Genomic DNA, 24,671 nt, shown 5'->3' with positions numbered 1-24,671 from the left:
GGAGTGCTCAGGGCAGGAGCTTGGCGACGATGTCCGGGCGCGCCGGGCTGCCGGCGGAGAGGGTCAGCACTTCGACCCCGGTCTCGGTGACGAGCACCATGTGCTCCCACTGGGCCGACAGGCTGCGGTCGCGGGTGACGATGGTCCAGCCGTCGGGCAGCTCGGAGATCGCGGCCTTGCCGGCGTTGATCATCGGCTCGATCGTGAAGATCATGCCGGGCTTGAGTTCGATGCCGGTGCCGGGCTTGCCGTAGTGCAGCACCTGGGGGTCTTCGTGGAAGTTGGCGCCGATGCCGTGGCCGCAGAACTCGCGCACCACCGAGAAGCCGTTGCCCTCGGCGTGCTTCTGGATGGCGTGGCCGATGTCGCCCAGGTGGGCGCCGGGCCTGACCTGGGCGATGCCCAGCCACATGCACTCGTAGGTGATCTGGCACAGGCGCTTCGCGCGGATGCTGGTGTCGCCGCCGACCGTGAACATGCGGCTGGTGTCGCCGTGGTAGCCGTCCTTGATGACGGTGATGTCGAGGTTGACGATGTCGCCCTTCTTGAGCAGCACCTTTTCGCTGGGCACGCCGTGGCAGACCTGGTGATTGACCGAGGTGCAGATCGACTTGGGGTAGGGCGTGTAGCCGGGCGGGCAGTAATTGAGGGGTGCCGGGATGCAGCCCTGCACATCGACCATGTAGTCGTGGCAGAGTTTGTCGAGTTCGCCGGTGCTGATGCCGGGCTTGATGAAGGGCTCGATGTAGTCCAGGACTTCCGAGGCGAGCCGGCCCGCGACACGCATTTTTTCGATTTCTTCGGGCGTTTTGATGGTGACGCTCATGGATACTGTATTTCTGTTGGGGGCTTTGGAACGCCTAGGCTAGCTCAAGCCGCCCCGCCGGGCAATCGGCCCGCCCGCGTCCGGTGGCCGCCCGATGCCATTTGCCGCCGGTCTTGAGGCGGATCATGGGATGCTGCTACAATCACGGGCTTGTCTGGCATGTTGCCGGGCAAAAATACACACGTCCGGCCCATTGGGGTCCGGCGGCCGGCCAGGAAAGCTCTTCAGGCTTCCGGCGCCCTTTGCGGGGCAGGTCGGCTGCGGCATAGCGTTCCTCCGCATTGGGCGGAGGCGCAGACCGGACGGCGGTCAAACCTCAGTACTTGGAGTCAAGCAATGTCTGTCACCATGCGTCAAATGCTCGAAGCGGGCGTCCACTTCGGCCATCAAACCCGTTTCTGGAACCCGAAGATGGCCCCGTTCATCTTCGGTCAGCGCAACAAGATCCATATCGTCAACCTCGAAAAGACCCTCGTCAAGTACAACGAGGCGATGGATTTCGTGCGCAAGCTGGCTGCCAATCGCGGCACCATCCTGTTCGTCGGTACCAAGCGCCAGGCCCGCGAGATCATCGCTGAAGAAGCGAGCCGCGCCGGCATGCCCTTCGTCGACGAGCGCTGGCTCGGCGGCATGCTGACCAACTTCAAGACCGTGAAGGTCTCGATCAAGCGCCTGAAGGACATGGAAGCCATGGTCGAGGACGGCTCCGTCGAGCGCCTCTCCAAGAAGGAAGCCCTGATGGCCTCCCGTGAGCTAGAGAAGCTGCAGAAGAGCCTCGGCGGCATCAAGGAGCTCGGCGGCCTGCCGGACGCCCTGTTCGTCATCGACGTCGGCTACCACAAGATCGCCATCACCGAAGCCAACAAGCTGGGCATCCCCGTCGTGGCCGTGGTCGATACCAACCACTCGCCCGAAGGCGTCGATTTCGTGATCCCGGGTAACGACGACTCCTCCCGCGCCATCCGCCTGTACGCCCGTGGCGTCGCCGATGCCGTGCTGGAAGGCAAGAACGCCGTGATCCAGGAAATCGTTGCCGCCGGTTCCGACGAGTTCGTCGAAGTCGACGACGGCGCCGAAGAGCAGGCCTGATTCCCCTGAATGGGCGCCTCGGGCGCCCATTCAGTATCCGACTGAATACCATTCATTAGATATCTAGGAGCAAGCATGGCGGAAATCACCGCAAGCATGGTCAAGGAGCTGCGCGAGAAAACCGACGCACCCATGATGGAGTGCAAGAAGGCCCTGTCCGAAGCCGCTGGCGACATGGCCAAGGCCGAAGAAATCCTGCGCGTCAAGCTGGGCAACAAGGCCTCCAAGGCTGCCGCCCGCGTGACCGCCGAAGGCATCGTCGGCATCTACATCTCCGCCGACGCCAAGCTGGGCGCGATGGTCGAAGTCAACTGCGAGACCGACTTCGTCGCCAAGAACGACGACTTCCTGGCCCTCGTCAAGAACGTTGCCGAACTCGTCGCCACCAAGAACCCGGCCGACGTCGAAGCCCTGTCTGCCCTCGAGATCGACGGCCAGACCGTTGAAGAGGTCCGCAAGGCCCTCGTCGGCAAGATCGGCGAGAACATGTCCATTCGCCGCTTCGTTCGCACTGAAGCCAAGGGTGCCGCGGCCAGCTACATCCACGGCGGCTCCAAGATCGGCGTGCTGATCGACGTGGTCGGCGGCGACGAAGCCCTGGCCAAGGATCTGGCGATGCACATCGCCGCTTCCAAGCCGAAGTCCCTCGACGCCTCCGGCGTGCCCGCCGAGCTGCTCGACGTCGAGCGCCGCATCGCCATCGAGAAGGCCCGCGAAGCCGGCAAGCCGGAAGCCATGCTCGAGAAGATCGCCGAAGGCACCGTCCAGAAGTTCCTGAAGGACGTCACCCTGCTCGACCAGGTCTTCGTCAAGGCCGAGGACGGCAAGCAGACCGTTGCCCAGCTGCTGAAGGCCAAGGGCGCTTCCGTGGCCGGTTTCACCCTGTACATCGTGGGTGAAGGCATCGAGAAGAAGGTGACCGACTTCGCCGCTGAAGTCGCTGCCCAGGCCGCTGCCGCGGCTGCCCAGAAGTAAGAAGGTCCCATAACGATGAGCCAGCCCGCCTACAAACGCATTCTCCTCAAGCTCTCCGGTGAAGCCCTGATGGGCGATGACGCCTATGGCATCAACCAGGATGTCGTCGCCGGTATCGTCCGCGATGTGCTCGACGTCACCCGCATCGGTGTCGAAGTGGGGGTGGTGATTGGCGGCGGGAACATCTTCCGTGGCATGGCGGGGGCGGCGTCCGGCATGGACCGCGCCACCGCCGACTACATGGGGATGCTGGCCACCGTGATGAACGCGATGGCCCTTGCGGACGCCTTCCGCGCCGCCGGGGTCAACGCCCGCGTCCAGTCCGCATTGCGGATCGACCAGGTGGTCGAGCCGTACATCCGCGGCAAGGCGATCCGCTACCTCGAAGAAGGGCGCGTGGTCGTCTTCGGTGCCGGCACCGGCAACCCCTTCTTCACGACCGACACCGCGGCTGCGCTGCGGGGTGCCGAGATCGGCGCCGACATCGTCCTGAAGGCCACCAAGGTGGACGGCATCTACACCGCCGATCCGAAGAAGGACCCGTCCGCGACCCGTTTCCAGCGGATCTCCTTCGACGAGGCGATCGCCCGCAATCTCGCCGTGATGGACGCTACCGCGTTTGCCCTGTGCCGCGACCAGCGCCTCCCGATCAACGTGTTCAGCCTCTTCAAGAGCGGCGCGCTGAAGCGGGTCGTGATGGGCGAGGACGAAGGCACGCTGGTTTACTGCTGAGGATGTCGAAATGATCCCCGAGCTCAAGAAAACTACCGAACACAAGATGCAGCGCTCCATCGAGGCGCTGAAGACCGACCTGGCCAAGGTCCGCACCGGCCGTGCCCACACCGGCATCCTCGATCACGTGATGGTCGAGTACTACGGCAGCCCGGTGCCCATCTCCCAGGTCGCCAACATCACCCTGATCGATGCCCGCACCATCGGCGTCCAGCCGTGGGAAAAGCCGATGATCGGCAAGGTCGAGAAGGCCATCCGCGACTCCGACCTCGGCCTCAACCCTGCCTCCCAGGGCGAGATCATCCGCGTCCCGATGCCCGCGCTGACCGAAGAGCGCCGCAAGGAACTCATCAAGGTCGTCAAGCACGAAGGCGAAGGTGCCAAGGTCGCCGTGCGTAACCTGCGTCGCGACGCCAACGCCCACCTCAAGGACGCCCTCAAGGCCAAGACGATCTCCGAAGACGAGGAGCGCCGCGCCCAGGACGACGTGCAGAAGCTGACCGACAAGGCCATCGTCGAGATCGACAAGGTTCTCGCACAGAAAGAACAAGAACTGATGCAGATCTGACCTTCCGGTCCAGATCTGTCTTCCCGGTTCCCTGCAGGCGGAAAAATCATGGTGCGACTGCCGTTCATCAGCTCCACGCGGGCTGTTCCCGAGACTGTGCAGGTTCCCCGGCACATCGCAATCATCATGGACGGCAACGGCCGCTGGGCCCGCAAGCGCCTGATGCCGCGGGTGGCCGGCCATGCCAAGGGCGTCGATTCCGTGCGCGAGGTGGTCCGCACCTGCCTGGACAACAAGGTCGAGTACCTCACCCTGTTTGCTTTCAGTTCCGAGAACTGGCGGCGTCCGAAGGACGAGGTGTCCTTCCTGATGCAGCTCTTCATCAAGTCCCTGAAGGGCGAGATCGAGCGCATCCACCGCAACAACATCCGTCTGCGGGTGGTCGGCGACCTCAGCCGTTTCGACAAGCCGCTGGTGGACATGGTCCGTGAATCCGAGGCGCTGACCGCCGGCAACACGGCCATGAACCTCACCATCTGCGCCAACTACGGCGGCCGCTGGGACATCATGCAGGCCGTCGAGAAGATGCTCGCGGCGCGGCCCGAGGCCCGGGACGGTTTCAGCGAAGACGACCTGTCGGCCCATCTCGCGCTCAGTTTCGGCCCCGAGCCCGACCTCTTCATCCGCACCGGCGGCGAGAAGCGCATCAGCAACTTCATGCTGTGGCAGCTGGCCTATTCCGAGCTGTATTTCACCGACAAGCTGTGGCCCGAGTTCGGCGAAGCCGAGCTGAAGGAGGCGATCGCCTCCTATCAGGGGCGCGAACGCCGCTACGGTCGGACCAGCGAGCAGGTGCTCGCCGCCACCAGCACCGACCCTTCCGCGCCCGGCCATGCTTAAGGCGCGGGTCATCACCGCGCTGATCCTTCTCGCGGGTCTCCTGGCTGCGCTGTTCCTGTTGCCGGCCCTCGGCTGGCTTCTGTTTGCCTCCCTCGTCTGTTTCGGGGCAGCCCTTGAGTGGGGTGCCATGGTGGGGTTCGGCACCGGGCGGCGGCGTCTCTACGCCGGGCTGCTGGGCCTGATCTGTCTCGCCGGCGGGCTGGTGGGGGGGCTGCATCTGCCCGGCGTGGTGGCGCCCTTTGCGCTGGCGCCGATCTACGGGTTGTCGGCGTTGTTCTGGATCTGCTGTGTGCCGTTCTGGCTGCGTTCGCGCTGGAAGCTGCCCGGCGCCGGCGCGGCGGCGCTGGTCGGCTTCGTGCTGCTGGTGCCGCCCAGCCTGGCCATCGCCCACCTGCGCCTGCTGAGCCCCTGGCTGCTGCTCGGCGTGATGGCGGCGGTGTGGGTGGCCGACATCGCGGCCTACTTCACCGGACGGGCTTTCGGCCGCCGCAAGCTGGCGCCGTCCATCAGCCCGGGCAAGAGCTGGGAAGGCGCCTACGGGGCGGTTGCCGGCGTGTGCGCCTACGGCCTGGCCTGCCTGTCCTACATCGGCTATCCGGTGGCCGAGCCCGGCAAGCTGGTGCTCGCCCTCGTCGGGCTGGTGGCGTTCACAGCGGTCAGCATCATCGGCGACCTCTTCGAATCCCTGGTCAAACGGCAGGCGGGTGTCAAGGACAGCGGCACACTGCTGCCCGGCCACGGGGGGATCCTCGACCGCATCGACAGCCTGACATCCACGTTGCCGCTGGCCGCCCTCGTCGTCCTCTGGATCGCGCAGTAAAACTCCGCAGCAAAGCACATGAGCCAACGCAAGAAACTTCTCACGGTGCTCGGCGCGACCGGGTCCATCGGTGTCAGCACCCTCGACGTCGTCGCGCGCCACCCCGATCGTTACGGGGTGTTCGCCCTGACTGCCCATCGTCAGGTGGACAAGCTCTTCGAGCAGTGCTGTGCCCATCGCCCCGCCTACGCGGTGCTCGACCGGGCCGAGGACGCCCAGCGCCTGCAGGCGCTGCTGGACCAGGCGGGCTGCTGCACCGAAGTGCTGGTCGGGCCGGCGGCGCTGGCCGATGTCGCCTCCGCCCCGGAGGTCGACATGGTCATGGCGGCCATCGTCGGCGCGGCGGGGCTGGTGCCGACCCTGGCGGCGGCGCGCAGCGGCAAGCGCGTGCTGCTCGCCAACAAGGAGGCGCTGGTGATGTCCGGTGCCCTGTTCATGCGCGAGGTCGCCGCCAACGGCGCGACCCTGCTGCCCATCGACAGCGAGCACAACGCGATCTTCCAGGCGCTGCCGGCGGGTTTCCGCGGCGGGGTGGACGGCGTCGAGGTGACGCGCATCCTGCTCACCGCATCGGGCGGCCCGTTCCGTCGCAAGCCGCTGGATGAGCTGGCCGCGGTGACGCCCGAGATGGCCTGCGCCCATCCCAACTGGGTGATGGGCCGCAAGATCTCCGTCGACTCGGCGACGATGATGAACAAGGGCCTGGAGGTCATCGAGGCCCACTGGCTGTTTGGCGCGCCCGCCGAGCGCATCGAGGTGGTGATCCACCCCGAGAGCGTGATCCACTCGATGGTGTCCTACGTGGACGGTTCGGTCATCGCCCAGCTCGGCAACCCCGACATGCGTACGCCGATCGCCCACGCGATGGCCTTCCCGGAGCGGGTGGATGCCGGGGTCAGGCCCCTCGACCTGTTTTCCGTCGGCCAGCTCAATTTCGAGCGGCCGGATCTGGAGCGTTTTCCCTGCCTCGCGCTGGCCTACCGCGCACTCGCCGAGGAGGGCGTGGCGCCGGCGGTGCTCAACGCCGCCAACGAAGTGGCGGTGGGCTGCTTCCTCGATGGCGCGCTCGGCTTCGACCGCATCCCCGCGGTGATCGCCGCTACCCTCGACGCCATTGCGCCCTGCGCGGCGGACTCCCTCGACATCGTGCTGGATGCCGACCGCCGGTCGCGGGCGTTTGCCGCCGACTACATTCGCCGCTCGCTCCGTTGAAGGGCATGAATCTCCTCGATTACCTCCTGCCGTTCATCCTGGCCCTCGGCATCCTGATCGTGGTGCACGAGTTTGGCCACTACCTCGTCGCGCGCCTGTGCGGGGTCAAGGTGCTGCGCTTCTCCCTCGGCTTCGGCAGGCCGCTGCTCGTCCGCAAGGCCGGCGCCGATCAGACCGAGTGGGTGTTGTCGGCCTTTCCCCTCGGCGGCTACGTGAAGATGCTCGACGAGCGCGAGGCGCCGGTGGCGGCCCACGAACTCCATCGCGCCTTCAATCGCCAGAGCGTCTGGCGGCGCATCGCGGTGGTGGCGGCCGGCCCGCTGGCCAACTTCGTCCTGGCGATCGCCCTCTACTGGGGGCTGTACACAGGCGGCGTCGAAGAGCTTCGCCCGCGCCTCGGCGAGCCCGAGGCAGCGACGCCCGCCGCCCAGGCCGGCTTCCGCGGCGGCGAGCTGGTGCGTGCGGTCAATGGCGAGCCGGTCGACACCTGGCAGTCGTTCCGCTGGAAGCTGCTCAACCTGGCCCTCGACAAGGAGGCCGTGACGGTCGAGACCATCAACTCCAACCACGAGATCGTCTTCCACAAGCTGGACCTGGCGGGCGTCGTCGTTGACCAGGCGGAGCGTGACGTCACGGCCCAGCTGGGCCTCAATCTCGAACGGCCGCGCCTGCCGGCGGTGCTGGGCAAGCTGAGCCCCGACGGTGCCGCCGAGGTGGCGGGCCTCCGGGCCGGCGACCGGGTGCTGCGGATCGGCGACAGCGCCATCGCCCAGTGGAGCGAGCTGGTGGCGATCGTCCGGGATGCGCCCGGCCGGAAGCTGGATTTCGAGGTGCTGCGGGACGGGCAGACGCAGGTGTTTCAGGTCGTCCCGTCGGCGGTAGACGACAATGGGCGCAGCATCGGCCGCATCGGCGCGGCGCTCGCCGATGCCGACGCCCAGCGCGAGCAGATGTTCGTCACGGTGCGCTACGGGGTCGCCGAGGCCCTGTCGAAGGGGCTCGGCCAGACCTGGGACACCGCGGCGATGAGCGTCTCGATGATGGGGCGCATGATCGTCGGCGAGGTTTCGGTCAAGAACCTCAGCGGCCCGGTGACCATCGCCGATTTCGCGGGCCAGTCGGCCCGGATGGGCTGGGCCCATTACATCAAGTTCCTGGCCCTCATCAGCATCAGCCTCGGCGTCCTCAACCTGATGCCGGTGCCGGTGCTCGACGGCGGGCACTTGCTGTATTATCTGATTGAAATCATTAAGGGCGGCCCTGTCTCCGAGCGTGCTATGGAGATCGGCCAGCAGATCGGCATGGCCCTGCTGGCTGCGCTGATGGCCTTTGCCTTCTACAACGACATCAACCGCCTGGTTGCCAGCTGAAATCGGATGAAATCCAAGCTCCTCTCCGGGGTGATCGCGGCCTTGTTCGCATCCCCCGCCCTGGCCTTCGAGCCATTCGTCGTCAAAGATATCCGTGTCGAAGGGATCCAGCGTACCGAAGCCGGTACGGTGTTCAGCTATCTTCCCGTGAAGGTCGGTGAACGTTTCTCCGAAGACAAGGCTGCCCAGGCCATCAAGGCGCTGTTTGCCACGGGCTTCTTCAAGGATGTGCGCCTCGAGGTCGAGAACGACGTGATCGTCGTGCTCGTCGATGAGCGTCCGGCCATCTCCCAGATCGACTTCGTCGGCATCAAGGAGTTCGAGAAGGACGCCCTCAAGAAGGGCCTCAAGGAGGTCGGCCTCGCCGAGTCCCGCATCTTCGACCGTGCCGTTCTCGAGCGGGCCGAGCAGGAGCTCAAGCGCCAGTACCTGGCCAAGGGCCTCTACGGCGTGCAGATCACCACTACCGTCACGCCCCTGGAGCGCAACCGCGTCGGCGTGAACTTCAACGTGATCGAAGGCGACGCCGCCAAGATCCGGCAGATCAGCATCATCGGCAATAAGGTGTTCAAGGAGAAGGAGCTGCTCGAGCTCTTCACCCTCACCACTCCGGGCTGGATGACCTGGTACTCCAAGAGCGACCAATACTCCAAGCAGAAGCTGTCGGCCGACATCGAGGCGCTGCGCTCGTACTATCTCAACCGCGGCTACCTGGATTTCAGCATCGATTCCACCCAGGTGTCGATCACGCCCGACAAGAAGGACATCTACATCACCCTCAGCATCACTGAGGGCGAGAAGTACTCCATTTCCGACGTCAAGCTGGCCGGCACGATGGCGGTCCCTGAGGCCGAGCTGCAGCCGCTGCTCAAGGTCAAGGCGGGCGACACCTTCTCGCGGGACAGCATCACCGCGAGCACCAAGGCGCTCACCGACCGCCTCGGCAACGAAGGCTACGCCTTCGCCAACGTCAACGCGGCCCCTGAGGTGGACAAGGTCAAGCGCGAGGTCGCCTTCACCTTCTTCGTCGACCCGGGCCGGCGCGTGTATGTTCGCAAGATCAACTTCGCCGGCAACGCCCGCACCCGCGACGAGGTGCTGCGCCGCGAGATGCGCCAGATGGAAGGCGCCTGGTACGACGGCGCGGCGATCAACCGCTCCAAGGTGCGCCTCGACCGCCTCGGGTATTTCGAGGACGTCTCCATCGAGACTCCCGCGGTGCCGGGCTCCACCGACCAGGTGGACGCCAACTTCACGGTCAAGGAGCGCGCCACCGGCAACCTGATGCTCGGCGCCGGCTTCTCCAGCGCCGAAAAGGTCATCCTGTCCGCGTCGATCTCCCAGCAGAACCTGTTCGGCACCGGCAACGCGATGACCCTGCAGATGAACACCGGCAGGATCAACCGCACGATCGCGCTGTCGTTCACCAACCCCTACTGGACGGTGGACGGGGTCAGCATCGGCTGGGACGTCTATCAGCGCAACGTCGACCCCACCTCCCTGTCGGTGGCAACCTACAAGTCGTCGTCGATCGGCGCCGGGGTGCGCTTCGGCTATCCGATCGCCGAGGACGACCGGATCAACTTCGGCCTGGCCATCGACCAGACCAAGATCAGCGTCTACGACACCAGCCCGGCGCCGTACATCAGTTTCGTTAACAGCTTCGGCGACACCGCCCGCAGCCTGGTGGCCACCGCCGGCTGGGCCCGCGATCGCCGCGACAGCTTCCTGTACCCGACCTCGGGTGTGTACCAGCGCGCTTCGCTGGAGGTTGCCACCCCGGTGCTCGACCTGCGCTACGCGCGGGCCAGCTACCAGCACCAGCACTGGTTCCCCTTTGGTGGCGGCCATGCGCTGATGCTCAACGGCGACGTCGGTTACGCCCACGGCTACGACGGCAAGGAACTGCCGTTCTACAAGAACTTCTACGCCGGCGGCATCGGCTCGGTGCGGGGCTACCAGCAGAGCACCCTGGGCCCGCGCTACCTCGACGCCAACAACTACTCCCGCGCGCTGGGCGGCAACCGCCGTGCGGTGGCCAACGCCGAGTACTACTTCCCGATGCCGGGCCAGGGCAAGGAGAAGTCCATGCGCCTGTCCGTGTTCGCCGACGCGGGCTATGTGTGGGGCCCCGACGACAAGGTCCAGGCCTCGGATTTGCGTTACAGTGCGGGCTTGGCATTCTCCTGGAGTTCGCCGGTCGGCCCGCTGAAGTTCAGCCTGGGTCAGGCCCTCAAGAAGAAGGACGGCGACAAGACCCAGAAATTCCAGTTCCAGCTCGGCACGGTTTTCTGATCGCTGCGGCAATGATGTTGATGGAGGTTTGAGTGAAAGCTATTGTTCAATCCACGCTGGCGGCCCTGGTGCTGGCCGCGTTTGCGCAGACGGCGGCCGCCGAGGTCAAGGTCGGGTTCGTGAACTCCGACCGCGTGATGAAGGAAGCCCCGCCGGCCAAGAAGGCGCAGCAGAAGCTCGAGAAGGAATTCGAGAAGCGCGATCAGGAGCTGCAGCGCCTGGCCAAGCAGCTGCAGGGCATGCAGGAGTCCCTCGAGAAGAACGGCATGACGATGGCCGAGGGCGAGCGCCGCAACAAGGAGCGCGAGTTCAACGACCTCAACCGCGACTTCCAGCGCAAGCAGCGCGAGTTCCGCGAAGACCTGAACCAGCGCCGCAACGAAGAGCTGGCCGGCGTGCTCGACCGCGCCAACAAGACGATCCGCCAGATCGCCGAGACCGAAAAGTACGACATCATCTTCCAGGAAGCCGTTTACGCCAGCCCGCGCATCGACATCACCGACAAGGTGATCAAGGCTCTCTCCGAAGCCAAGTAAGGGCGGTCGGCAATGGATTTGACTCTTGGCGAGCTGGTCGGCCGGCTCGGCGGCGAGCTGCTCGGCGATCCGTCCGTGGTGGTGCGCCAGATCGCGTCCCTCGACAGGGCAGGGGAGGGCGAGCTCGCCTTCCTGGTGAGCCCCAAGTACCGGGCCGCCCTCGAGGCGAGCCGCGCGTCGGCTTTCATCCTGCCCGCCAAGGCGGCGGATTTCACCGATCGTCCGCGCATCCTCACCCCCGACCCCTACCTCTACTTCGCCCGGGCGGCGCAGCTGTTCAACCCGCCCAAGGCCGTGCCGGCGGGCGTCCACCCCAGCGCGGTGGTCGGCTCCGAGCTGCCGGCCTCGGTGGCGGTGGGGCCCAATGCGGTGATCGGTGCGGATTGCCGGATCGGCGAGGGCTGCGTGATCGGCGCCGGCTGCCTGATCGGTGACGGCGTCACCATCGGCGCCGGCTCGCTGCTGCACGCGGGGGTCAAGGTCTACGACGGCTGCACGATCGGCGCCCGCGCGATCCTGCACTCCGGCGCGGTGATCGGGGCCGACGGCCTCGGCTTCGCCCGCGACGCGGACAAGCATTGGGTCAAGATCCCGCAGATTGGCGGCGTCGTCATCGGCGACGATGTCGAGATCGGCGCCAACACCACGGTTGATCGGGGTGCCCTCGAAGACACCGTGATCGGCAACGGCGTGAAGCTCGACAACCTCATCCACGTCGCCCATAACTGCCGCGTCGGTGAAGACACCATCATGGCGGCGATGGCCGGCCTGGCGGGCAGCACCACCGTCGGCAAGCGGGTGCAGGTCGGCGGCAAGGCCGGCTTCTCGGGCCACCTGGAGGTCGGCGACGACATCGTGATCTCCGCCGATACCAACGTCACCAAATCCATCGACAGGCCCGGGGTCTACACGGCCATGATTCCGCTGCAGCCGCATGCGGACTGGGTGAAGAATTTTTCGCATCTGCGTCGCCTCGACGCGATGGCAGAGCGCGTGCGCGAGCTCGAGAAGAAGCTCGCCGAACAGGACAAGACATCATGAGCGCCATCATCGACATCAACGAAATCAAGCAGTACATCCCCCACCGCTACCCCTTCCTGCTGGTCGACCGGATCACCGAGCTCGAGATCGGCAAGCGCGTGGTCGGCCTCAAGAACGTCACCGTCAACGAGCCCTTCTTCCCCGGCCATTTTCCCCACAACCCGGTGATGCCGGGCGTGCTGATCATCGAGGCGATGGCCCAGACCGCCGCCGTGCTGGCCTTCAAGACCGACGGCTCGGTGCCCGACGACGACTCCACCGTTTACTTTGCGTCCGTCGACAACGTGCGCTTCAAGCGCCCCGTGGTGCCGGGCGACCAGCTCGTGATGGAAGCCGAGATCGTCCGCAAGATGCGCAACATCTGGAAGTTCAAGGCCGTGGCCCGCGTCGATGGCGAACTCGCCACCGAAGCCGAATTCATGTGCGCGATCAAGCGATGAGCATCCACCCGACCGCCATCGTCCATCCGGGCGCGCGGATCGCCGAGGGCGTCGAGATCGGCGCCTATTCGGTGATCGGTGAGCACGTGGAGATCGGGGAGGGCACCCGCATCGGCCCCCACGTGGTCGTCGAAGGGCATACCCGCATCGGCCGTAACAACCGGATCTTCCAGTTCTGCTCCATCGGCTCCGAGCCCCAGGACAAGAAATACGCCGCCGAGCCCACCCGGCTCGAGATCGGCGACGGCAACACCATCCGCGAGTTCTGCAGCTTCAGCACCGGCACCGTCCAGGACGGCGGCCTGACCCGTGTCGGCAACGACAACTGGATCATGGCCTACGTGCATGTGGCCCATGACTGCATGGTCGGCAACAACACGATCTTCGCCAACAACGCCACCCTGGCCGGCCATGTCAGCGTGGGCGACTGGGCGATCCTCGGCGGTTTCACCGGCGTGCATCAGTTCGTCCGTGTCGGGGCCCACAGCTTCTGCGGGGTCGGTACCGTGCTGCTGCAGGATCTGCCGCCCTTCGTCACCGTGTCCGGCAACCCGGCTGCGCCCCACGGCATCAACAGCGAGGGCCTCAAGCGCCGGGGCTACACCAGCGAAGGCATCATGGCCATCAAGCGCGCCTATAAAACCCTCTACCGCAGCGGCCTGCCGCTGGCCGAGGCCCGCGCGCAGATCGCCGAGGCGGCCCGGGAGGTGCCCGAGCTGCAGCTGTTCTCCGACTTCATCGCCGATTCAGGGCGTGGCATCGTCCGCTGATCCATGGCCCTGCGCATCGCCATGGTGGCTGGCGAGGCGTCCAGCGACCTCCTCGCCAGCCACCTGATCAAGGCGCTCCAGCGCCACCTGCCGGATGCCGAGTTCTTCGGTATCGGCGGCCCCAAGATGCAGGCGGTCGGCTTCAAGGCCCTCTGGCCCGCCGAGAAGCTCGCCGTGCATGGCTACGTCGATGCCCTCAAAAACTACCGTGAGCTGTCGGGCATCCGCAGCAGCCTGCTCGACCTGCTCAAGAAAGATCCGCCGGCCGCCTTCATCGGCGTCGATGCCCCCGACTTCAGCCTGTGGCTCGAGAAGCGCCTCAAGGATCGCGGCATCCCGGCGATCCACTTCGTCAGCCCGTCGATCTGGGCCTGGCGCAAGGGGCGTCTGAAGGGCATCGCCCGCGCGGTGAGCCACATGCTGTGCCTGTTTCCCTTCGAGCCCGAGCTGTACCGGGCGGCGGGCGTGCCGGTGAGCTACGTGGGGCACCCGCTGGCCGATGTCTTTCCCCTCGCGCCCAACCGCGAGGCCATGCGCGAGACCTTGCAGATCTCCCCGGGCGGCCCGGTGTTCGCCTTCCTGCCGGGCAGCCGGCAGTCCGAGGTGCGCAACCTCGCCGACACCTATATCGCCACCGCCGCGCTGCTCCACGAACGCCACCCCGGCGCCCGCTTCCTGGTGCCGCTGGCCACCCGCGAGACCCGCCTGCTGTTCGAGGAGGCCCTGCGCCGTCATGCCCACGTGGACGTGCCGATCCGCATCCTCTTCGGCCACGCCGTCGAGGCAATGATTGCCGCCGACGTGGTGCTGGTGGCGAGCGGCACCGCCACCCTCGAAGCCGCGCTGCTCAAGCGCCCGATGGTCATCACCTACAAGATCGGCAAGTGGTCCTATCGCCTGATGCGGCGTCTGGCCTACCTGCCCTGGGTCGGCCTGCCCAACGTGCTGGCCGGCCGCGAGGTGGTACCCGAGGTGCTGCAGGACGCCGCCACGCCCCAGGCCCTGGCCGATGCCCTCGACGGCTGGCTGGCCGACCCGGCCCGCGTGGCCGACCTTACGAAAGTGTTCACCGACATGCATCTCCAGCTGCGCCAGGACACCGCCGCCAAGGCCGCCGCGGCGATCCTGCCTTACCTGCAGGGGCGCTCCCGATGAGCCTGCTGTGCGGTGTCGACGAAGCCGGCCGCGGCCCCCTGTGCGGGCCGGTGGTGGCCGCCGCGGTGATCCTCGACCCGGCCCGGCCCATCGCCGGCCTCGCCGACTCCAAGAAGCTCAGCGAGAAGCGCCGCAACGCCCTCGCTGCCGAGATCCGCGAGAAGGCGCTGGCCTGGTGCATTGCCGAAGCCAGCGTGGCCGAGATCGACCGTCTCAACATCCTGCACGCCTCGATGCTGGCGATGCAGCGCGCGGTGGCCGGCCTCACGCCGCAGCCGACTCACGTGAAGGTGGATGGCAACCGCTGCCCCCGGATCGAGCTGCCCTGCGAGGCGGTGGTGAAGGGCGACGCGCTGGTGCCCGAGATCTCGGCCGCCTCCATCCTGGCCAAGACCGCCCGCGACGCGTTGCTCGTTGAGTTCGACCGGCGCTACCCCCAGTATGGCCTCGCCGGCCACAAGGGCTACCCCACCGCGGCCCATCTGGCGGCCCTCAAGGTCCACGGTGCCTGCGAGATCTACCGCACCAGCTTCGGCCCGGTGCGCGCCATCATCGCCAATCCGCCCCTGTGGACCGACGAGGATCTCCGATGACCCTGCATCACCTCACGCTCTGCGTGCATCTGGCCGGCGTCATCGTATGGGTGGGCGGCATGAGCTTCGCCCATCTCTGCCTGCGCCCGGCCTCCCTGGCGCTGCCGCCGCCCCAGCGGCTGGCCCTGTGGCATGGGGTGCTGTCGCGTTTCTTCCCCATCGTGTGGCTGGCGCTGGCGGCCATCATCGGCTCCGGTTTCGCGATGCTGCTGGCGGTGGGCTTTGCCCAGGCGCCGCTGGCCTGGCATGGGATGGCGGGCATCGGCCTGGTGATGGCGGCGATCTTCGCGAGCATCTGGTTCGGACCCTGGCAGGCATTTCAGCGGGCGGTGGCCGCCGAGAGCTGGGCCCAGGGTGCCCAGGCCCTGGGTCAGATCCGCCAGCGGGTCGCCACCAACCTGCTGCTCGGCGCCTTTGTCGTCGTGCTGGCGACCCTCGGCCTGGCGTTCTGACCCCGCGCCGGCTCCAGCGGCAAGCGCTTCCGGCCGCCAGATGAAGCGCCTCGATACGGGCTCCTGCTCCCCATGAAACTCATCAGCTCCCGCGACAACCCCACCGTCAAACAGCTCCACGCCCTCGCCACCTCGGCGCGGGAACGGCGCAGCGCCGGCGAAACCCTGCTCGATGGTGCCCACCTGCTGACGGTGGCACTTGAGCGTGGCTGGCTGCCCCGCCTGGTGGTGGCGAGCGAGAGCGGCCGGGCGCAGCCCGAGATCGCCGCGCTGCTCGCCCGCTGCGATCCGCGCAGCCTCGTCGAGCTGCCCGACCGCCTGTTCGCCCACGTCAGTCCCGTCGATTCGCCGAGCGGCGTGCTCGCCGTGGTGGCGCAGCCCCCCGCGGGGCCCGCAGCCGGGCCCCTCCCGGGCAGCTGCGTGCTGCTCGACGGCGTGCAGGACCCGGGCAATCTGGGCACCATCCTGCGCACCGCGGCCGCGGTCGGCGTGCCCGACGTGCTCCTCACCCCCGGCTGTGCCCAGGCCTGGGCGCCCCGCGTGCTGCGTGCCGCGATGGGGGCTCATTTCAGCCTGCGCATCCACGAGAACGTCGACGCCGCCCAGGCCCTGAAGGCGTTCGAGGGCGAGATCCTCGCCACCGACCTGCGCGACTGTGTCGATCTCTACGCCCTCGACCTGCGCGGCCCGGTGGCCTGGCTGTTCGGTTCGGAAGGTCAGGGTCTGTCGCCCGCGGTCGCCGCGCTGGCGACCCGGCGGGTGAGGATTCCGATGCCCGGCGGCATGGAGTCCCTCAACGTGGGGGTCGCGGCGGGGGTGTGCCTGTTCGAGCAGCTGCGCCAGCAGCGGGCCTGAGCGGGCGGGGGGCTCACTCGATCCCGTTCGAGCCCATGGCCTGCCTGAGGCTTTCGAGGGCGGCTTCGGCGTCGTAGTTGTGGATGGCGGTGGCGATCCGGTCGAAGTCCTTGCCCAGCGCCGCCTGCAGCAGGGTGGTGTTTTCGTCGAACAGCCGGCGGCAGCTGAAGTCGTCGTCGTTGAGGGCCTGTATCAGGCGGGCGCAGAGCTCGCGCAGGGTGGCGCCGTCCACCGTGGCCGGGGCAGGCTCCTCCGGAGCGGGTGGCAGGTGGCGGGCCAGGGTGTCGAGCCGCTGGGTGAGGGCGGCGGCGAGTTCGGCCTCGATGGGGGCGAGGGTGGTTTCGGGCTGGCCCCGGTCGATCGCCTGTTCGAGCCGCTCGGCGAGCGTGCGGATGGTGTCGTCGCCAATCTGCGCCGCGGTGCCCTTGAGGGTGTGGGCGAGCAGGAGGGCCGCGGCCTTGTCGCCCTGGGCAAGGTGGGTGCGGATGCGGTCCACGCAGTCGTGCTGGTTGTTTGCGAAGCGCCGCAGCAGGGACAGGTAGAGTTCGGGACGACCGAGGGCGTTGGCGAGGCCGGTGGTTGCGTCGAGGCCGTCCAGGGTGTACCAGATGGCCGGCAGGGTGTGTCCGTCGGCTGCCTGTGGGGCCCGGCCGGCGATGATGGTGCCCGGCTTCAGCCAGCGGTGCAGCTTGGCCCACAGGTCGTCGGGGTCGATCGGCTTGGCGATGTGGTCGTTCATGCCGGCGGCGAAGCACAGCTCGCGGTCGCCGGCCATCGCGTTGGCGGTCATGGCGAGGATGGGCAGGCGCTCGAAGCCGGGCAGCTGGCGGATGCGGCGGGTGGCTTCGATGCCGTCCATCACCGGCATCTGCATGTCCATCAGGATGATGTCGTAGTGGCCGGCCCGCAGCATGTCGAGGGCGATGGCGCCGTTGCCGGCGATGCTCACGTTCAGCCCGGCCTGCCGCAGCAGCTCGCCGGCGACCTCCTGGTTGATCTCGTTGTCCTCGACCAGCAGGGCGCGGAGCCCGTCCAGCCCGCCGAGCTCGGATGGCTCGAGGCCGGGCTGGGGGGCCAGGGTGGGCGGGTTGTCGTCACCCCGGTGGTAAACGCGCAGGATCGCCTCGAGCAGGGTCGAGGGGCTGACGGGCTTGACCATCACCTCCCGGATCGCCGTGTCGTTGGCGTAATCGGCGAGGCCCTCGCGGCCGTAGGCGGTCACCATCAGCAGCGCCGGAAGCGGCCCGTGCAGGCTGCGCTCGATCGCCCGGGCGGTGGCGATGCCGTCCATGCCCGGCATCTGCCAGTCGAGCACCACGAGGTCGCAGGGCGTGCCGGCGGCCGCCATCGCCTCGAGGCTGGCGAGGGCGGCCTCGCCGGATTCGGCTTCGGTGGTGGTGAAGCCCATGCCGTTCAGCATGGCCAGCAGCACCTCGCGGGCGGTCCGGTTGTCATCGACCACCAGCACCCGCTTGCCGCGCATCTCGTGCAGGGATGGGGGCGGCGCCGCGCGGGCCTGGCCCGGCGCGACCCGGGCGGTGAACCAGAAGGTCGAGCCCACGCCCGGCGTGCTGTCGACGCCGACCTCGCCGCCCATCAGCTCGGCCAGCCGCCGCGAGATGGCCAGCCCGAGGCCGGTGCCGCCGTACTTGCGGGTGATCGAGCTGTCGGCCTGCTGGAAGCTCTGGAACAGCTGGGCCTTCTGCTGCCCGTTGATGCCGATCCCGGTGTCGCTCACCGCGCAGCGCAGGAGGATGTCGCTGCCTGACGTTTCGGTGCCGACATGGATGGTGATCTCGCCGTGTTCGGTGAACTTCACCGCGTTGCTGACGAAGTTGAGCAGGATCTGCTTGATCCGCAGCGCGTCGCCCTTGAGCCCGCAGCGCACGTCCGGGGCGACGTCGAGGATGAGCTCGAGCCCCTTGCGGGCAACCGGCTCGGCGACGAGCTGGGCCAGGTCGCCGAGCAGGCGCTCGAGGTCGAAGTCCACCAGCTCGAGCTCGAGCTTGCCCGACTCGATCTTCGAGAAATCAAGGATGTCGTTGATGATGCCGAGCAGGTGCTGGCCGGAGAGCTGGATCTTCTGCAGGTAGTCGCGCTGCTGGGGCGCCGGGTGGGCGCGCAGCGCCAGGTGCGTCAGGCCCAGCACCGCGTTCATCGGTGTGCGGATCTCGTGGCTCATGTTGGCCAGGAAGTCGGATTTGGCGCGGGTGGCCTGTTCGGCCAGATCCCGGGCGTGGCGCAGGCTCTCGATCAGCTCGCGCTCGGTGGTGATGTCCTGGACCATGCCGTAGTAGCCGGCGCCCAGGTTGCCGGGCTGCAGCCCGCGGGCCGACAGGCGCGCCCAGAAGCGGGAGCCGTCCTTGCGGACCAGCTCGCGCTCGCCGAGGTAGTGGCCGACGTCGGTCATGGCCGGGTTGAACTCGTCGACGAGCGTGGCAAAGCTGGCGTCGTCGGGATAGAAGATGCGTACGCTCTGGCCGGTGAGCTCGCCGGGGCCGTAGCCGAACATCTGCTCGAGGGTGCGGTTGCAGCGCAGGATCACCCGCTCCTTCACCGCCAGCAGGCCGGCGGTGGCGGCATCGAAGATGGCCTGCTGCTCGGTGCTGGCGGCCCGCAGCGCGGCGGTGGCGGCCTCCAGCTCGGCGGTGCGCTCATCGACCATCTGCTGCAGGTGCTGCTGGTAGCGTTCGAGCTCCAGCTGGGCCTGCTTGAGGGTGGTGATGTCGGTGGAGATGCCGCACAGGGCGTAGATGCGGCCGTCGGCATCGCGCAGCGGGATCTTGATGGAAAGGTCGTAGGCGGGGCGGCCGTCCGGCCCCGGGCGGCATTCCTCGGTGACGACCCGCTCGCCGTTCCGGAGCACCCGTTCATCGTCCGCATGCACCTTGGGGGCGATGGTGTCGCCGAAGAACTCGCGATCCTCGTGGCCGACGATTCCGTCGAGCGGGCGGCCGAACAGTTCGCAGGTCTTGCGGTTGGCGTACTGGTAGCGGTGGTCGGTGCCCTTGATGTAGATGTAGGCCTCTACGGTGTCGAGGATGGTGTTGAGCCGTTCGCCGGCCTCGAAGGCCTGCCGGCTCATGTCGGTGGCCAGCCGCTCGGCGAGGCGGCGGCGGCGAAGCTGGGCGGCCAGGGCGATGGACAGGGCCGCCAGCGTGAACAGCGCCGACGCGCCCGCGATGACGGTCGGACGGTAGTCGTTCCAGAGCGTGCGGGGGCGGTTGAGGAAGATCGTTTCGGCGGGCAGCCGGTCGGGGTCGGCGCCCCAGCGTTGCAGCGCCATCCAGTCGAACATCGGCTGCGGCGGGATGATCGGCGCGTCGGCCCCCGCGCCAAAGCGGCGCGCGTCGCTCAGCACCTCGAAACCGATCTCGCCGATGCGCTGCCCGATCCGGTTGGGGATCAGCACCGACCCGCCCAGCAGGCCGTGCTGGACATGTGCTTCATACAACACCAGCACCGGCGCGTTGGCGCGCCGGGCCACTTCGGCGGCCACTTCGGCGGGGATGAAGCTGCGGCCGGTGCGGTCCTGATAAAAGGTGCTCAGCAGGATGAGGCTGTCGGGGGGCAGGGATGACACCCGCTGCAGCAGCTCGGTGTAGGTCAGCGCGGCGGTGTGTTCGACGTCGAGATGCCGCCCCAGGCCCTTGAGGGCCTCCGCGGCCTGGGCCACGGGCGATTCCTGCCGCTGCCGGTGTCGGTCACCACCAGCAGGTGACGGGTTCGTGGAAACAGGTCGAGCCCATGGCGCAGCGTGCCGGCCACGTCGGGCCGTGCGGGCACGTTCATGAGGTGTGGCCGCTCCCGTGCCCAGGTGCTGTTCGATTTCTCGGGCAGGATCGTCATCACCGGCGTGTCGGCTGGCAGGATGTCGTGGCCTTCGCGGGCCAGAAAATCCATCACCGCCGGGGAGGCGATGTTGGGGACGATCACCAGGCCGATGTCGACCCCGGACAGCTTCTGGCGCAGCATGGCCGCCAGCGCGGAACGGCTGGCGGGGTCGCCATGCCGGGCGATGTCGAGGTGCTCGGCGTAGATGTTGTTGACGCTGATGCCCTTGTTTTTAAGGGCGGCCACCGCGTTGGCGACCATGGCATCCGGCACCGGCAGGCCCGGCTGTACCCCAGACAGGATGAGCACGCTCCGGAGCTTCTGGTGTTGGGGCGCTGCATCGGGCTGTGTTGCGACCTGCCCGGGCGACGTAGCGCCGGCGCCGGCCAGCGGCGGCCCGCCGGCAAGCAGCACGGCGGCGGCCAGCAGGGCGCGAATGAGGCGTACCGGCTGGAACCCGCCGGAGGCGCGCCGGTGGCCGTGGACGCGGGGGTCAGGCCGCGTGCGTCCGCACCCTCCGGGCAACGCCAGCCCGATGGCCCGCATCAGCCCGCGGGCCCCGTGCGACGCAGTGCGCCAGAGGGCGGAGCGTCCGGTATCGGAGGTGTCGCCATTCGACGGTGAGTTTCTCGGACGGTGCTTCATGGTAGATCAATGGAATCCATGGCGAACGGGCACCTGACGGGACGTGTCCCAATCTCAGCATGAACGGGATTGAAATCGACATCTTGAGTGATGCCCGGTGATTTTGATGGCAAAACCCGCGGGCCAGGCTCAGGCCGGCCCCATCACGCAGCCTGCGTCAAATTGTCACACGATGGGGGATTTTCGGGGTTCACGGCTTGATCTGACGCAAGACCAAAAACATTCTCGATTCAAAGGCTTGTGTTGATGCAGGCGAAAGCCTGGCGGCACCAGCCTGGTGCATTGTGTGGCGTCTTTCAGGCGCCGGGCGCGATTTGGTGAGCTTCGATGACAAGTGGCCGGCTGACACAGTACGTTACCGGGTTGTGGGCGACAGATGAGGGGGACGTGCCGACAATCGCGTGATCGATCTCTCGGGTAGCCCATGATGCACGATTTCCGCCACACCCCGCCGCCGCCGGTCGTCCCGCCGATCGGGTTCGGCCCGGCCGGAGACTGAGATGAAGCGGCCTGTCCTGTCGGCGCGGCTGCGCAAGGTGGTGGTGGCCTTGGTGGTGCTCGGTGCCGGCCTGCTGGCCTTGCGCAGCAGCCCCCTGGCCCCGGTGCCGGAGGTGCGCACCGTGGTGATCGCGCGGCAGGCGCTGCACCCGACCCTGTTCGGGATCGGGGTCGTCGAGTCGAGGCGCACCGTCCTGGTCGGCCCCACCGCGGCGGGCCGGGTGGTCCGGGTGCATGTCGAGCAGGGGGATACCGTGCGCGCCGGGCAGTTGCTCGCCGAGATGGACCCGGTCGACCTGGAGGAGCGGCTTACCGCCAGCCGCCATGGGCTGGCCCGCGCCCGCGCCGGGCTGGCGGCGGCCGAGGCCCAGGGCCGCGAGGCCGAGAGCCGCCTCGCGACGGCGGCCGCCAACGCCCGGCGCTACCAGGCCTTGCGGCAGAGCGGCTTCGTGAGCGCCGAGGCCGAGCGCGCCCGGGGGCACGAGTCGCGGGCGGCCGAGGCCGGCCTGCAGGGCAGCCGGGCCGGCGTTGCCGCGGCCCGCGCCGACGGGGAGCGGCTGCTGTCCGAAACCCGCGCGCTGGAGCGGCAGCTGGCCAATACCCGCCTGATCGCGCCGGTCGGGGGGCGGATCGTGTCCCGCGACTTCGAGGCCGGCAGCACGGTGCTCGCCGGGCAGGCCGTGCTGCGGATGACCGAAGCCGACGCGCTGTGGCTGCGCGTGCGCATCGACCAGGGGCGTTCGGCCGGGCTGGCGCCGGGCCTGGGCGCCGCCATCACCCTGCGCAGCCGCCCGGGGGAACACTTTGCCGGCAAGGTCGCGCGGGTCGAGCAGATGTCGGACGCGGTGACCGAGGAGCGGGTGGCGATGGTGGCCTTCGATGCGCCGCCGGCCGGTCTGACCCTCAACGAAATGGCGGAGGTGACGCTGCAGCTGCCGGCGCGCCCGGCCGTGCTGGCGGTGCCGCCGGCCGCGCTGGTCCGCCAGATGGGGCAGGTCGGCGTGTTCGTGGTGGCAGAGGGGCGGGCGCGCTTCCGGCCGCTGCGCGTCGGCCTGCGGACCGAGCAGGGCGTCGAGGTGTCCGACGGCCTGGAGGCGGGCGACACGGTGATCGTCCGCACGCCGAAGCCCCTTTCCGATGGCGACCGGGTGCGGGCGGATCGCGCCGGCGGAGCGCCCGCATGATCAACCTGGCCTCCCGCGACATCGGCCATCACCTGGGGCGCTTCCTGTTCACCGGGATCGGCCTGGGCCTGCTGATCGGCGTGACCCTGACCATGGCTGGCGTGTACCGGGGGATGGTGGCCGACGGCAACGCCGTCATCGACGCCTCGGGGGCCGACCTGTGGGTGGTCCAGAAGGACACCCTGGGGCCGTGGGCGGAGCCGTCGTCGATCCGCGACGACGTCTATCGCACCCTGGCGGCCCTGCCCGGCGTAGCCGAGGTGGCCAACGTGGCCTATCTGACCATGCAGGTGCAGGCCGCGGGGCAGGACCTGCGGGTGATGCTGGCCGGCGTCGAGCCGGGGGCGCTGGGGGAGCCGGCCCGGATCGTCGCCGGGCGCCCGCTGATCCGCAGCCACTACGAGGCGGTCGCCGACGAGAAGGCCGGCCTGCAGCTCGGCGAGACGGTGCGCATCCGGCGTCACGACTACACCGTGGTCGGGCTGGTGCGGCGTGCCACCTCGTCGTCCGGCGACCCGATGCTGTTCATTCCGCTGAAGGACGCCCAGGAGGTACAGTTTCTCAAGGACAACGACAGCCTGCTCGCCGAGCGGGCCCGGACGCGCGCCAACCCGGAGCTCAACCGGCCCGGGGTGCCGGGCCTGCTCGATGCGCTGCTGGCCAGCCAGACCGTCAGCCGCAACGTGAATGCGGTGCTGGTGCGCGTGGCACCCGGCTATCCGGCTGCCGAAGTGAAGGCCGACATCGGCCGCTGGAAGCACCTCACCGCGTGGACCCGCGCCGACATGGAGGAGATCCTGGTGGCCAAGCTGATCGCCACCTCGGCCCGCCAGATCGGCATGTTTCTGGTGATCCTGGCGATCGTCAGCGCGGCCATCGTGGCCTTCATCATCTACACCATGACCCTCAACAAGCAGCGGGAGATCGCCGTGCTCAAGTTGATCGGCGCCCGCGACCGCAGCATCGCCGCGATGATCCTGCAGCAGGCGCTGGCGCTTGGGGTGATCGGCTTCGTCGTCGGCAAGTCGGCCGCCACCCTGTGGGCGCCGTTCTTTCCGCGCCATGTGCTGCTGGAGACCGGTGACGCGGTGCGGGGGCTGGCCCTGACCCTCGTGGTGTGCGCGCTGGCCAGCGTGCTGGCGATCCGCGCCGCCCTGCGCGTCGATCCCGCTGACGCCATCGGAGGCTGAGCATGCACCCTGCGGCATCCAGTCACGACGTGGCGATCCGCCTCAGCGGACTGACCAAGACCTACGGCAGCGGGCCGACGGCGGTGCCGGCCCTGCGCGGCGTGGACATGTGCATCCGGCGCGGCGAGGTGGTCGGCCTGGTCGGCCCCAGCGGCTCGGGCAAGAGCACCCTGCTCAAGTGCCTGGGCGCGGTGATCGAGCCCACTGGAGGGCAGATCGAGCTGGGCGGCGAGCGCATCTTCGACGGGACGGCCGGCGGCTGGCAGATCGACGACCTGCGGGCGCTCCGCCGCGACCGGATCGGCTTCATCTTCCAGGCGCCTTACCTGATCCCGTTTCTGGACGTGGTCGACAATGTCGCCCTGCTGCCGATGCTGGCGGGGGTGCCGGACGGGGAGGCGCGGGAGCGGGCCCGCCGGCTGATCGAGGCCCTCGACGTGGGGCACCGGATGGGCGTCCGGGTGTCGATGTTGTCGGGGGGCGAGCAGCAGCGCGTGGCCATCGCCCGGTCGCTGGTCAACCAGCCGCCGGTGATCCTGGCGGACGAGCCGACCGCGCCCCTCGACTCGACCCGGGCCCTGGCCGTGATGCGCATCCTCAACGACATGGCCGGCCGCTACGGGGCCGCCATCGTGGTGGTGACCCACGACGAGAAGATCATCCCCACTTTCAGGCGGATCTACCAGATCCGCGACGGGCGCACCGAAGAAGAGGCCGGCGAGGGAAGGGAGATCCCGTGAGTCCGCCGCGC

The 24,671-nt window shown here is 68.1% G+C and carries 23 protein-coding genes; 20 read left to right on the top strand and 3 right to left on the bottom strand.

The genetic code is table 11. The features are described from left to right. Positions 1-7: 7 nt before the first annotated feature. Complete coding sequence (gene map / locus ACE3OU_RS07835) at positions 8-826, bottom strand: type I methionyl aminopeptidase (RefSeq protein ID WP_374240988.1); 819 nt, start codon at positions 824-826, stop codon at positions 8-10. Between the two features lie 336 nt (positions 827-1,162). Between map and rpsB the strand changes: the two genes are divergently transcribed. The 17 genes from rpsB (at position 1,163) to ACE3OU_RS07750 (ending at position 16,569) form a co-directional block, all read left to right on the top strand. Continuing rightward, the gene (gene rpsB, locus ACE3OU_RS07830; protein ID WP_374240987.1) at positions 1,163-1,915 is read left to right on the top strand and encodes a 30S ribosomal protein S2; all 753 of its coding nucleotides are present in this window, start codon (positions 1,163-1,165) and stop codon (positions 1,913-1,915) included. A gap of 75 nt (positions 1,916-1,990) precedes the next feature. Then, positions 1,991-2,890: a translation elongation factor Ts gene (gene tsf, locus ACE3OU_RS07825; protein ID WP_374240986.1), complete on the top strand. Its 900-nt coding sequence runs from the start codon at positions 1,991-1,993 to the stop codon at positions 2,888-2,890. Positions 2,891-2,905: 15 nt separating this feature from the next. Continuing rightward, a complete protein-coding gene (pyrH, locus tag ACE3OU_RS07820) occupies positions 2,906-3,622 on the top strand; it encodes a UMP kinase (protein ID WP_374240985.1) in 717 nt (238 codons plus the stop codon). A 10-nt stretch (positions 3,623-3,632) separates the two neighbouring features. Further along, a complete protein-coding gene (gene frr, locus ACE3OU_RS07815; RefSeq protein ID WP_374240984.1) occupies positions 3,633-4,190 on the top strand; it encodes a ribosome recycling factor in 558 nt (185 codons plus the stop codon). Between the two features lie 48 nt (positions 4,191-4,238). Further along, positions 4,239-5,030, top strand: coding sequence for a polyprenyl diphosphate synthase (uppS, locus tag ACE3OU_RS07810; RefSeq protein ID WP_374240983.1), 792 nt, complete (start codon positions 4,239-4,241; stop codon positions 5,028-5,030). Further along, the gene (locus ACE3OU_RS07805) at positions 5,023-5,850 is read left to right on the top strand and encodes a phosphatidate cytidylyltransferase (protein ID WP_374240982.1); all 828 of its coding nucleotides are present in this window, start codon (positions 5,023-5,025) and stop codon (positions 5,848-5,850) included. The genes uppS and ACE3OU_RS07805 overlap by 8 nt, the downstream gene beginning before the upstream one ends. Before the next feature lie 18 nt (positions 5,851-5,868). Next, positions 5,869-7,062 (top strand): 1-deoxy-D-xylulose-5-phosphate reductoisomerase, encoded by a 1,194-nt coding sequence (gene ispC / locus ACE3OU_RS07800; RefSeq protein WP_374240981.1) that lies wholly within the window; start codon positions 5,869-5,871, stop codon positions 7,060-7,062. A 5-nt stretch (positions 7,063-7,067) separates the two neighbouring features. Next, positions 7,068-8,432 carry an RIP metalloprotease RseP gene (rseP, locus tag ACE3OU_RS07795; RefSeq protein ID WP_374240980.1) on the top strand — a complete coding sequence of 455 codons (1,365 nt, stop codon included), beginning with the start codon at positions 7,068-7,070 and terminating at the stop codon, positions 8,430-8,432. 6 nt (positions 8,433-8,438) lie between these two features. Continuing rightward, positions 8,439-10,727, top strand: coding sequence for an outer membrane protein assembly factor BamA (gene bamA, locus ACE3OU_RS07790; protein WP_374240979.1), 2,289 nt, complete (start codon positions 8,439-8,441; stop codon positions 10,725-10,727). A gap of 41 nt (positions 10,728-10,768) precedes the next feature. Beyond that, positions 10,769-11,263: an OmpH family outer membrane protein gene (locus ACE3OU_RS07785; RefSeq protein ID WP_374241012.1), complete on the top strand. Its 495-nt coding sequence runs from the start codon at positions 10,769-10,771 to the stop codon at positions 11,261-11,263. A 12-nt stretch (positions 11,264-11,275) separates the two neighbouring features. Continuing rightward, positions 11,276-12,304: a UDP-3-O-(3-hydroxymyristoyl)glucosamine N-acyltransferase gene (gene lpxD / locus ACE3OU_RS07780; protein WP_374240978.1), complete on the top strand. Its 1,029-nt coding sequence runs from the start codon at positions 11,276-11,278 to the stop codon at positions 12,302-12,304. A gap of 5 nt (positions 12,305-12,309) precedes the next feature. Then, positions 12,310-12,744, top strand: coding sequence for a 3-hydroxyacyl-ACP dehydratase FabZ (gene fabZ / locus ACE3OU_RS07775; protein WP_374241011.1), 435 nt, complete (start codon positions 12,310-12,312; stop codon positions 12,742-12,744). Further along, entirely contained in the window at positions 12,741-13,514 is a 774-nt protein-coding gene (gene lpxA, locus ACE3OU_RS07770; RefSeq protein ID WP_374240977.1) for an acyl-ACP--UDP-N-acetylglucosamine O-acyltransferase, read from the top strand. Before fabZ ends, lpxA begins: the two co-directional genes overlap by 4 nt. 3 nt (positions 13,515-13,517) lie before the next feature. After that, complete coding sequence (gene lpxB / locus ACE3OU_RS07765) at positions 13,518-14,669, top strand: lipid-A-disaccharide synthase (protein ID WP_374240976.1); 1,152 nt, start codon at positions 13,518-13,520, stop codon at positions 14,667-14,669. After that, positions 14,666-15,262, top strand: coding sequence for a ribonuclease HII (rnhB, locus tag ACE3OU_RS07760; protein WP_374240975.1), 597 nt, complete (start codon positions 14,666-14,668; stop codon positions 15,260-15,262). The genes lpxB and rnhB overlap by 4 nt, the downstream gene beginning before the upstream one ends. Further along, positions 15,259-15,714, top strand: coding sequence for a CopD family protein (locus ACE3OU_RS07755; protein WP_374240974.1), 456 nt, complete (start codon positions 15,259-15,261; stop codon positions 15,712-15,714). The genes rnhB and ACE3OU_RS07755 overlap by 4 nt, the downstream gene beginning before the upstream one ends. Positions 15,715-15,786: 72 nt before the next feature. Next, on the top strand, positions 15,787-16,569 hold the full coding sequence (locus ACE3OU_RS07750) for a TrmH family RNA methyltransferase (RefSeq protein WP_374240973.1): 783 nt from the start codon (positions 15,787-15,789) through the stop codon (positions 16,567-16,569). Positions 16,570-16,582: 13 nt separating this feature from the next. Here ACE3OU_RS07750 and ACE3OU_RS07745 read toward each other — a convergent pair whose 3' ends face one another. Both ACE3OU_RS07745 and ACE3OU_RS07740 read right to left on the bottom strand, forming a co-directional pair. Continuing rightward, entirely contained in the window at positions 16,583-20,245 is a 3,663-nt protein-coding gene (locus ACE3OU_RS07745; protein WP_374240972.1) for a response regulator, read from the bottom strand. After that, positions 20,176-20,712 (bottom strand): hypothetical protein, encoded by a 537-nt coding sequence (locus tag ACE3OU_RS07740; protein WP_374240971.1) that lies wholly within the window; start codon positions 20,710-20,712, stop codon positions 20,176-20,178. The genes ACE3OU_RS07745 and ACE3OU_RS07740 overlap by 70 nt, the downstream gene beginning before the upstream one ends. An 836-nt stretch (positions 20,713-21,548) precedes the next feature. Between ACE3OU_RS07740 and ACE3OU_RS07735 the strand changes: the two genes are divergently transcribed. The 3 genes from ACE3OU_RS07735 to ACE3OU_RS07725 are packed head-to-tail and all read left to right on the top strand — an operon-like array spanning position 21,549 to position 24,660. Then, entirely contained in the window at positions 21,549-22,730 is a 1,182-nt protein-coding gene (locus tag ACE3OU_RS07735) for an efflux RND transporter periplasmic adaptor subunit (protein WP_374240970.1), read from the top strand. Beyond that, positions 22,727-23,920 (top strand): ABC transporter permease, encoded by a 1,194-nt coding sequence (locus ACE3OU_RS07730; RefSeq protein WP_374240969.1) that lies wholly within the window; start codon positions 22,727-22,729, stop codon positions 23,918-23,920. The genes ACE3OU_RS07735 and ACE3OU_RS07730 overlap by 4 nt, the downstream gene beginning before the upstream one ends. A 2-nt stretch (positions 23,921-23,922) precedes the next feature. After that, entirely contained in the window at positions 23,923-24,660 is a 738-nt protein-coding gene (locus ACE3OU_RS07725) for an ABC transporter ATP-binding protein (RefSeq protein WP_374240968.1), read from the top strand. Positions 24,661-24,671 lie beyond the last annotated feature (11 nt).

Origin of the sequence: Zoogloea sp. (genome assembly GCF_041908905.1) — a bacterium.
In the GTDB taxonomy this organism is placed as follows: Bacteria; Pseudomonadota; Gammaproteobacteria; order Burkholderiales; family Rhodocyclaceae; genus Zoogloea.
This window is presented reverse-complemented; position numbering and strand designations above follow the sequence as displayed.

Coding starts and splice junctions, on each gene's coding strand:
- map (WP_374240988.1), bottom strand. CDS start 826: ATGAGCGTCACCATCAAAACGCCCGAAGAAATCGAAAAAATGCGTGTC.
- rpsB (WP_374240987.1), top strand. CDS start 1,163: ATGTCTGTCACCATGCGTCAAATGCTCGAAGCGGGCGTCCACTTCGGC.
- tsf (WP_374240986.1), top strand. CDS start 1,991: ATGGCGGAAATCACCGCAAGCATGGTCAAGGAGCTGCGCGAGAAAACC.
- pyrH (WP_374240985.1), top strand. CDS start 2,906: ATGAGCCAGCCCGCCTACAAACGCATTCTCCTCAAGCTCTCCGGTGAA.
- frr (WP_374240984.1), top strand. CDS start 3,633: ATGATCCCCGAGCTCAAGAAAACTACCGAACACAAGATGCAGCGCTCC.
- uppS (WP_374240983.1), top strand. CDS start 4,239: ATGGTGCGACTGCCGTTCATCAGCTCCACGCGGGCTGTTCCCGAGACT.
- ACE3OU_RS07805 (WP_374240982.1), top strand. CDS start 5,023: ATGCTTAAGGCGCGGGTCATCACCGCGCTGATCCTTCTCGCGGGTCTC.
- ispC (WP_374240981.1), top strand. CDS start 5,869: ATGAGCCAACGCAAGAAACTTCTCACGGTGCTCGGCGCGACCGGGTCC.
- rseP (WP_374240980.1), top strand. CDS start 7,068: ATGAATCTCCTCGATTACCTCCTGCCGTTCATCCTGGCCCTCGGCATC.
- bamA (WP_374240979.1), top strand. CDS start 8,439: ATGAAATCCAAGCTCCTCTCCGGGGTGATCGCGGCCTTGTTCGCATCC.
- lpxD (WP_374240978.1), top strand. CDS start 11,276: ATGGATTTGACTCTTGGCGAGCTGGTCGGCCGGCTCGGCGGCGAGCTG.
- lpxA (WP_374240977.1), top strand. CDS start 12,741: ATGAGCATCCACCCGACCGCCATCGTCCATCCGGGCGCGCGGATCGCC.
- lpxB (WP_374240976.1), top strand. CDS start 13,518: ATGGCCCTGCGCATCGCCATGGTGGCTGGCGAGGCGTCCAGCGACCTC.
- rnhB (WP_374240975.1), top strand. CDS start 14,666: ATGAGCCTGCTGTGCGGTGTCGACGAAGCCGGCCGCGGCCCCCTGTGC.
- ACE3OU_RS07755 (WP_374240974.1), top strand. CDS start 15,259: ATGACCCTGCATCACCTCACGCTCTGCGTGCATCTGGCCGGCGTCATC.
- ACE3OU_RS07750 (WP_374240973.1), top strand. CDS start 15,787: ATGAAACTCATCAGCTCCCGCGACAACCCCACCGTCAAACAGCTCCAC.
- ACE3OU_RS07735 (WP_374240970.1), top strand. CDS start 21,549: ATGAAGCGGCCTGTCCTGTCGGCGCGGCTGCGCAAGGTGGTGGTGGCC.
- ACE3OU_RS07730 (WP_374240969.1), top strand. CDS start 22,727: ATGATCAACCTGGCCTCCCGCGACATCGGCCATCACCTGGGGCGCTTC.
- ACE3OU_RS07725 (WP_374240968.1), top strand. CDS start 23,923: ATGCACCCTGCGGCATCCAGTCACGACGTGGCGATCCGCCTCAGCGGA.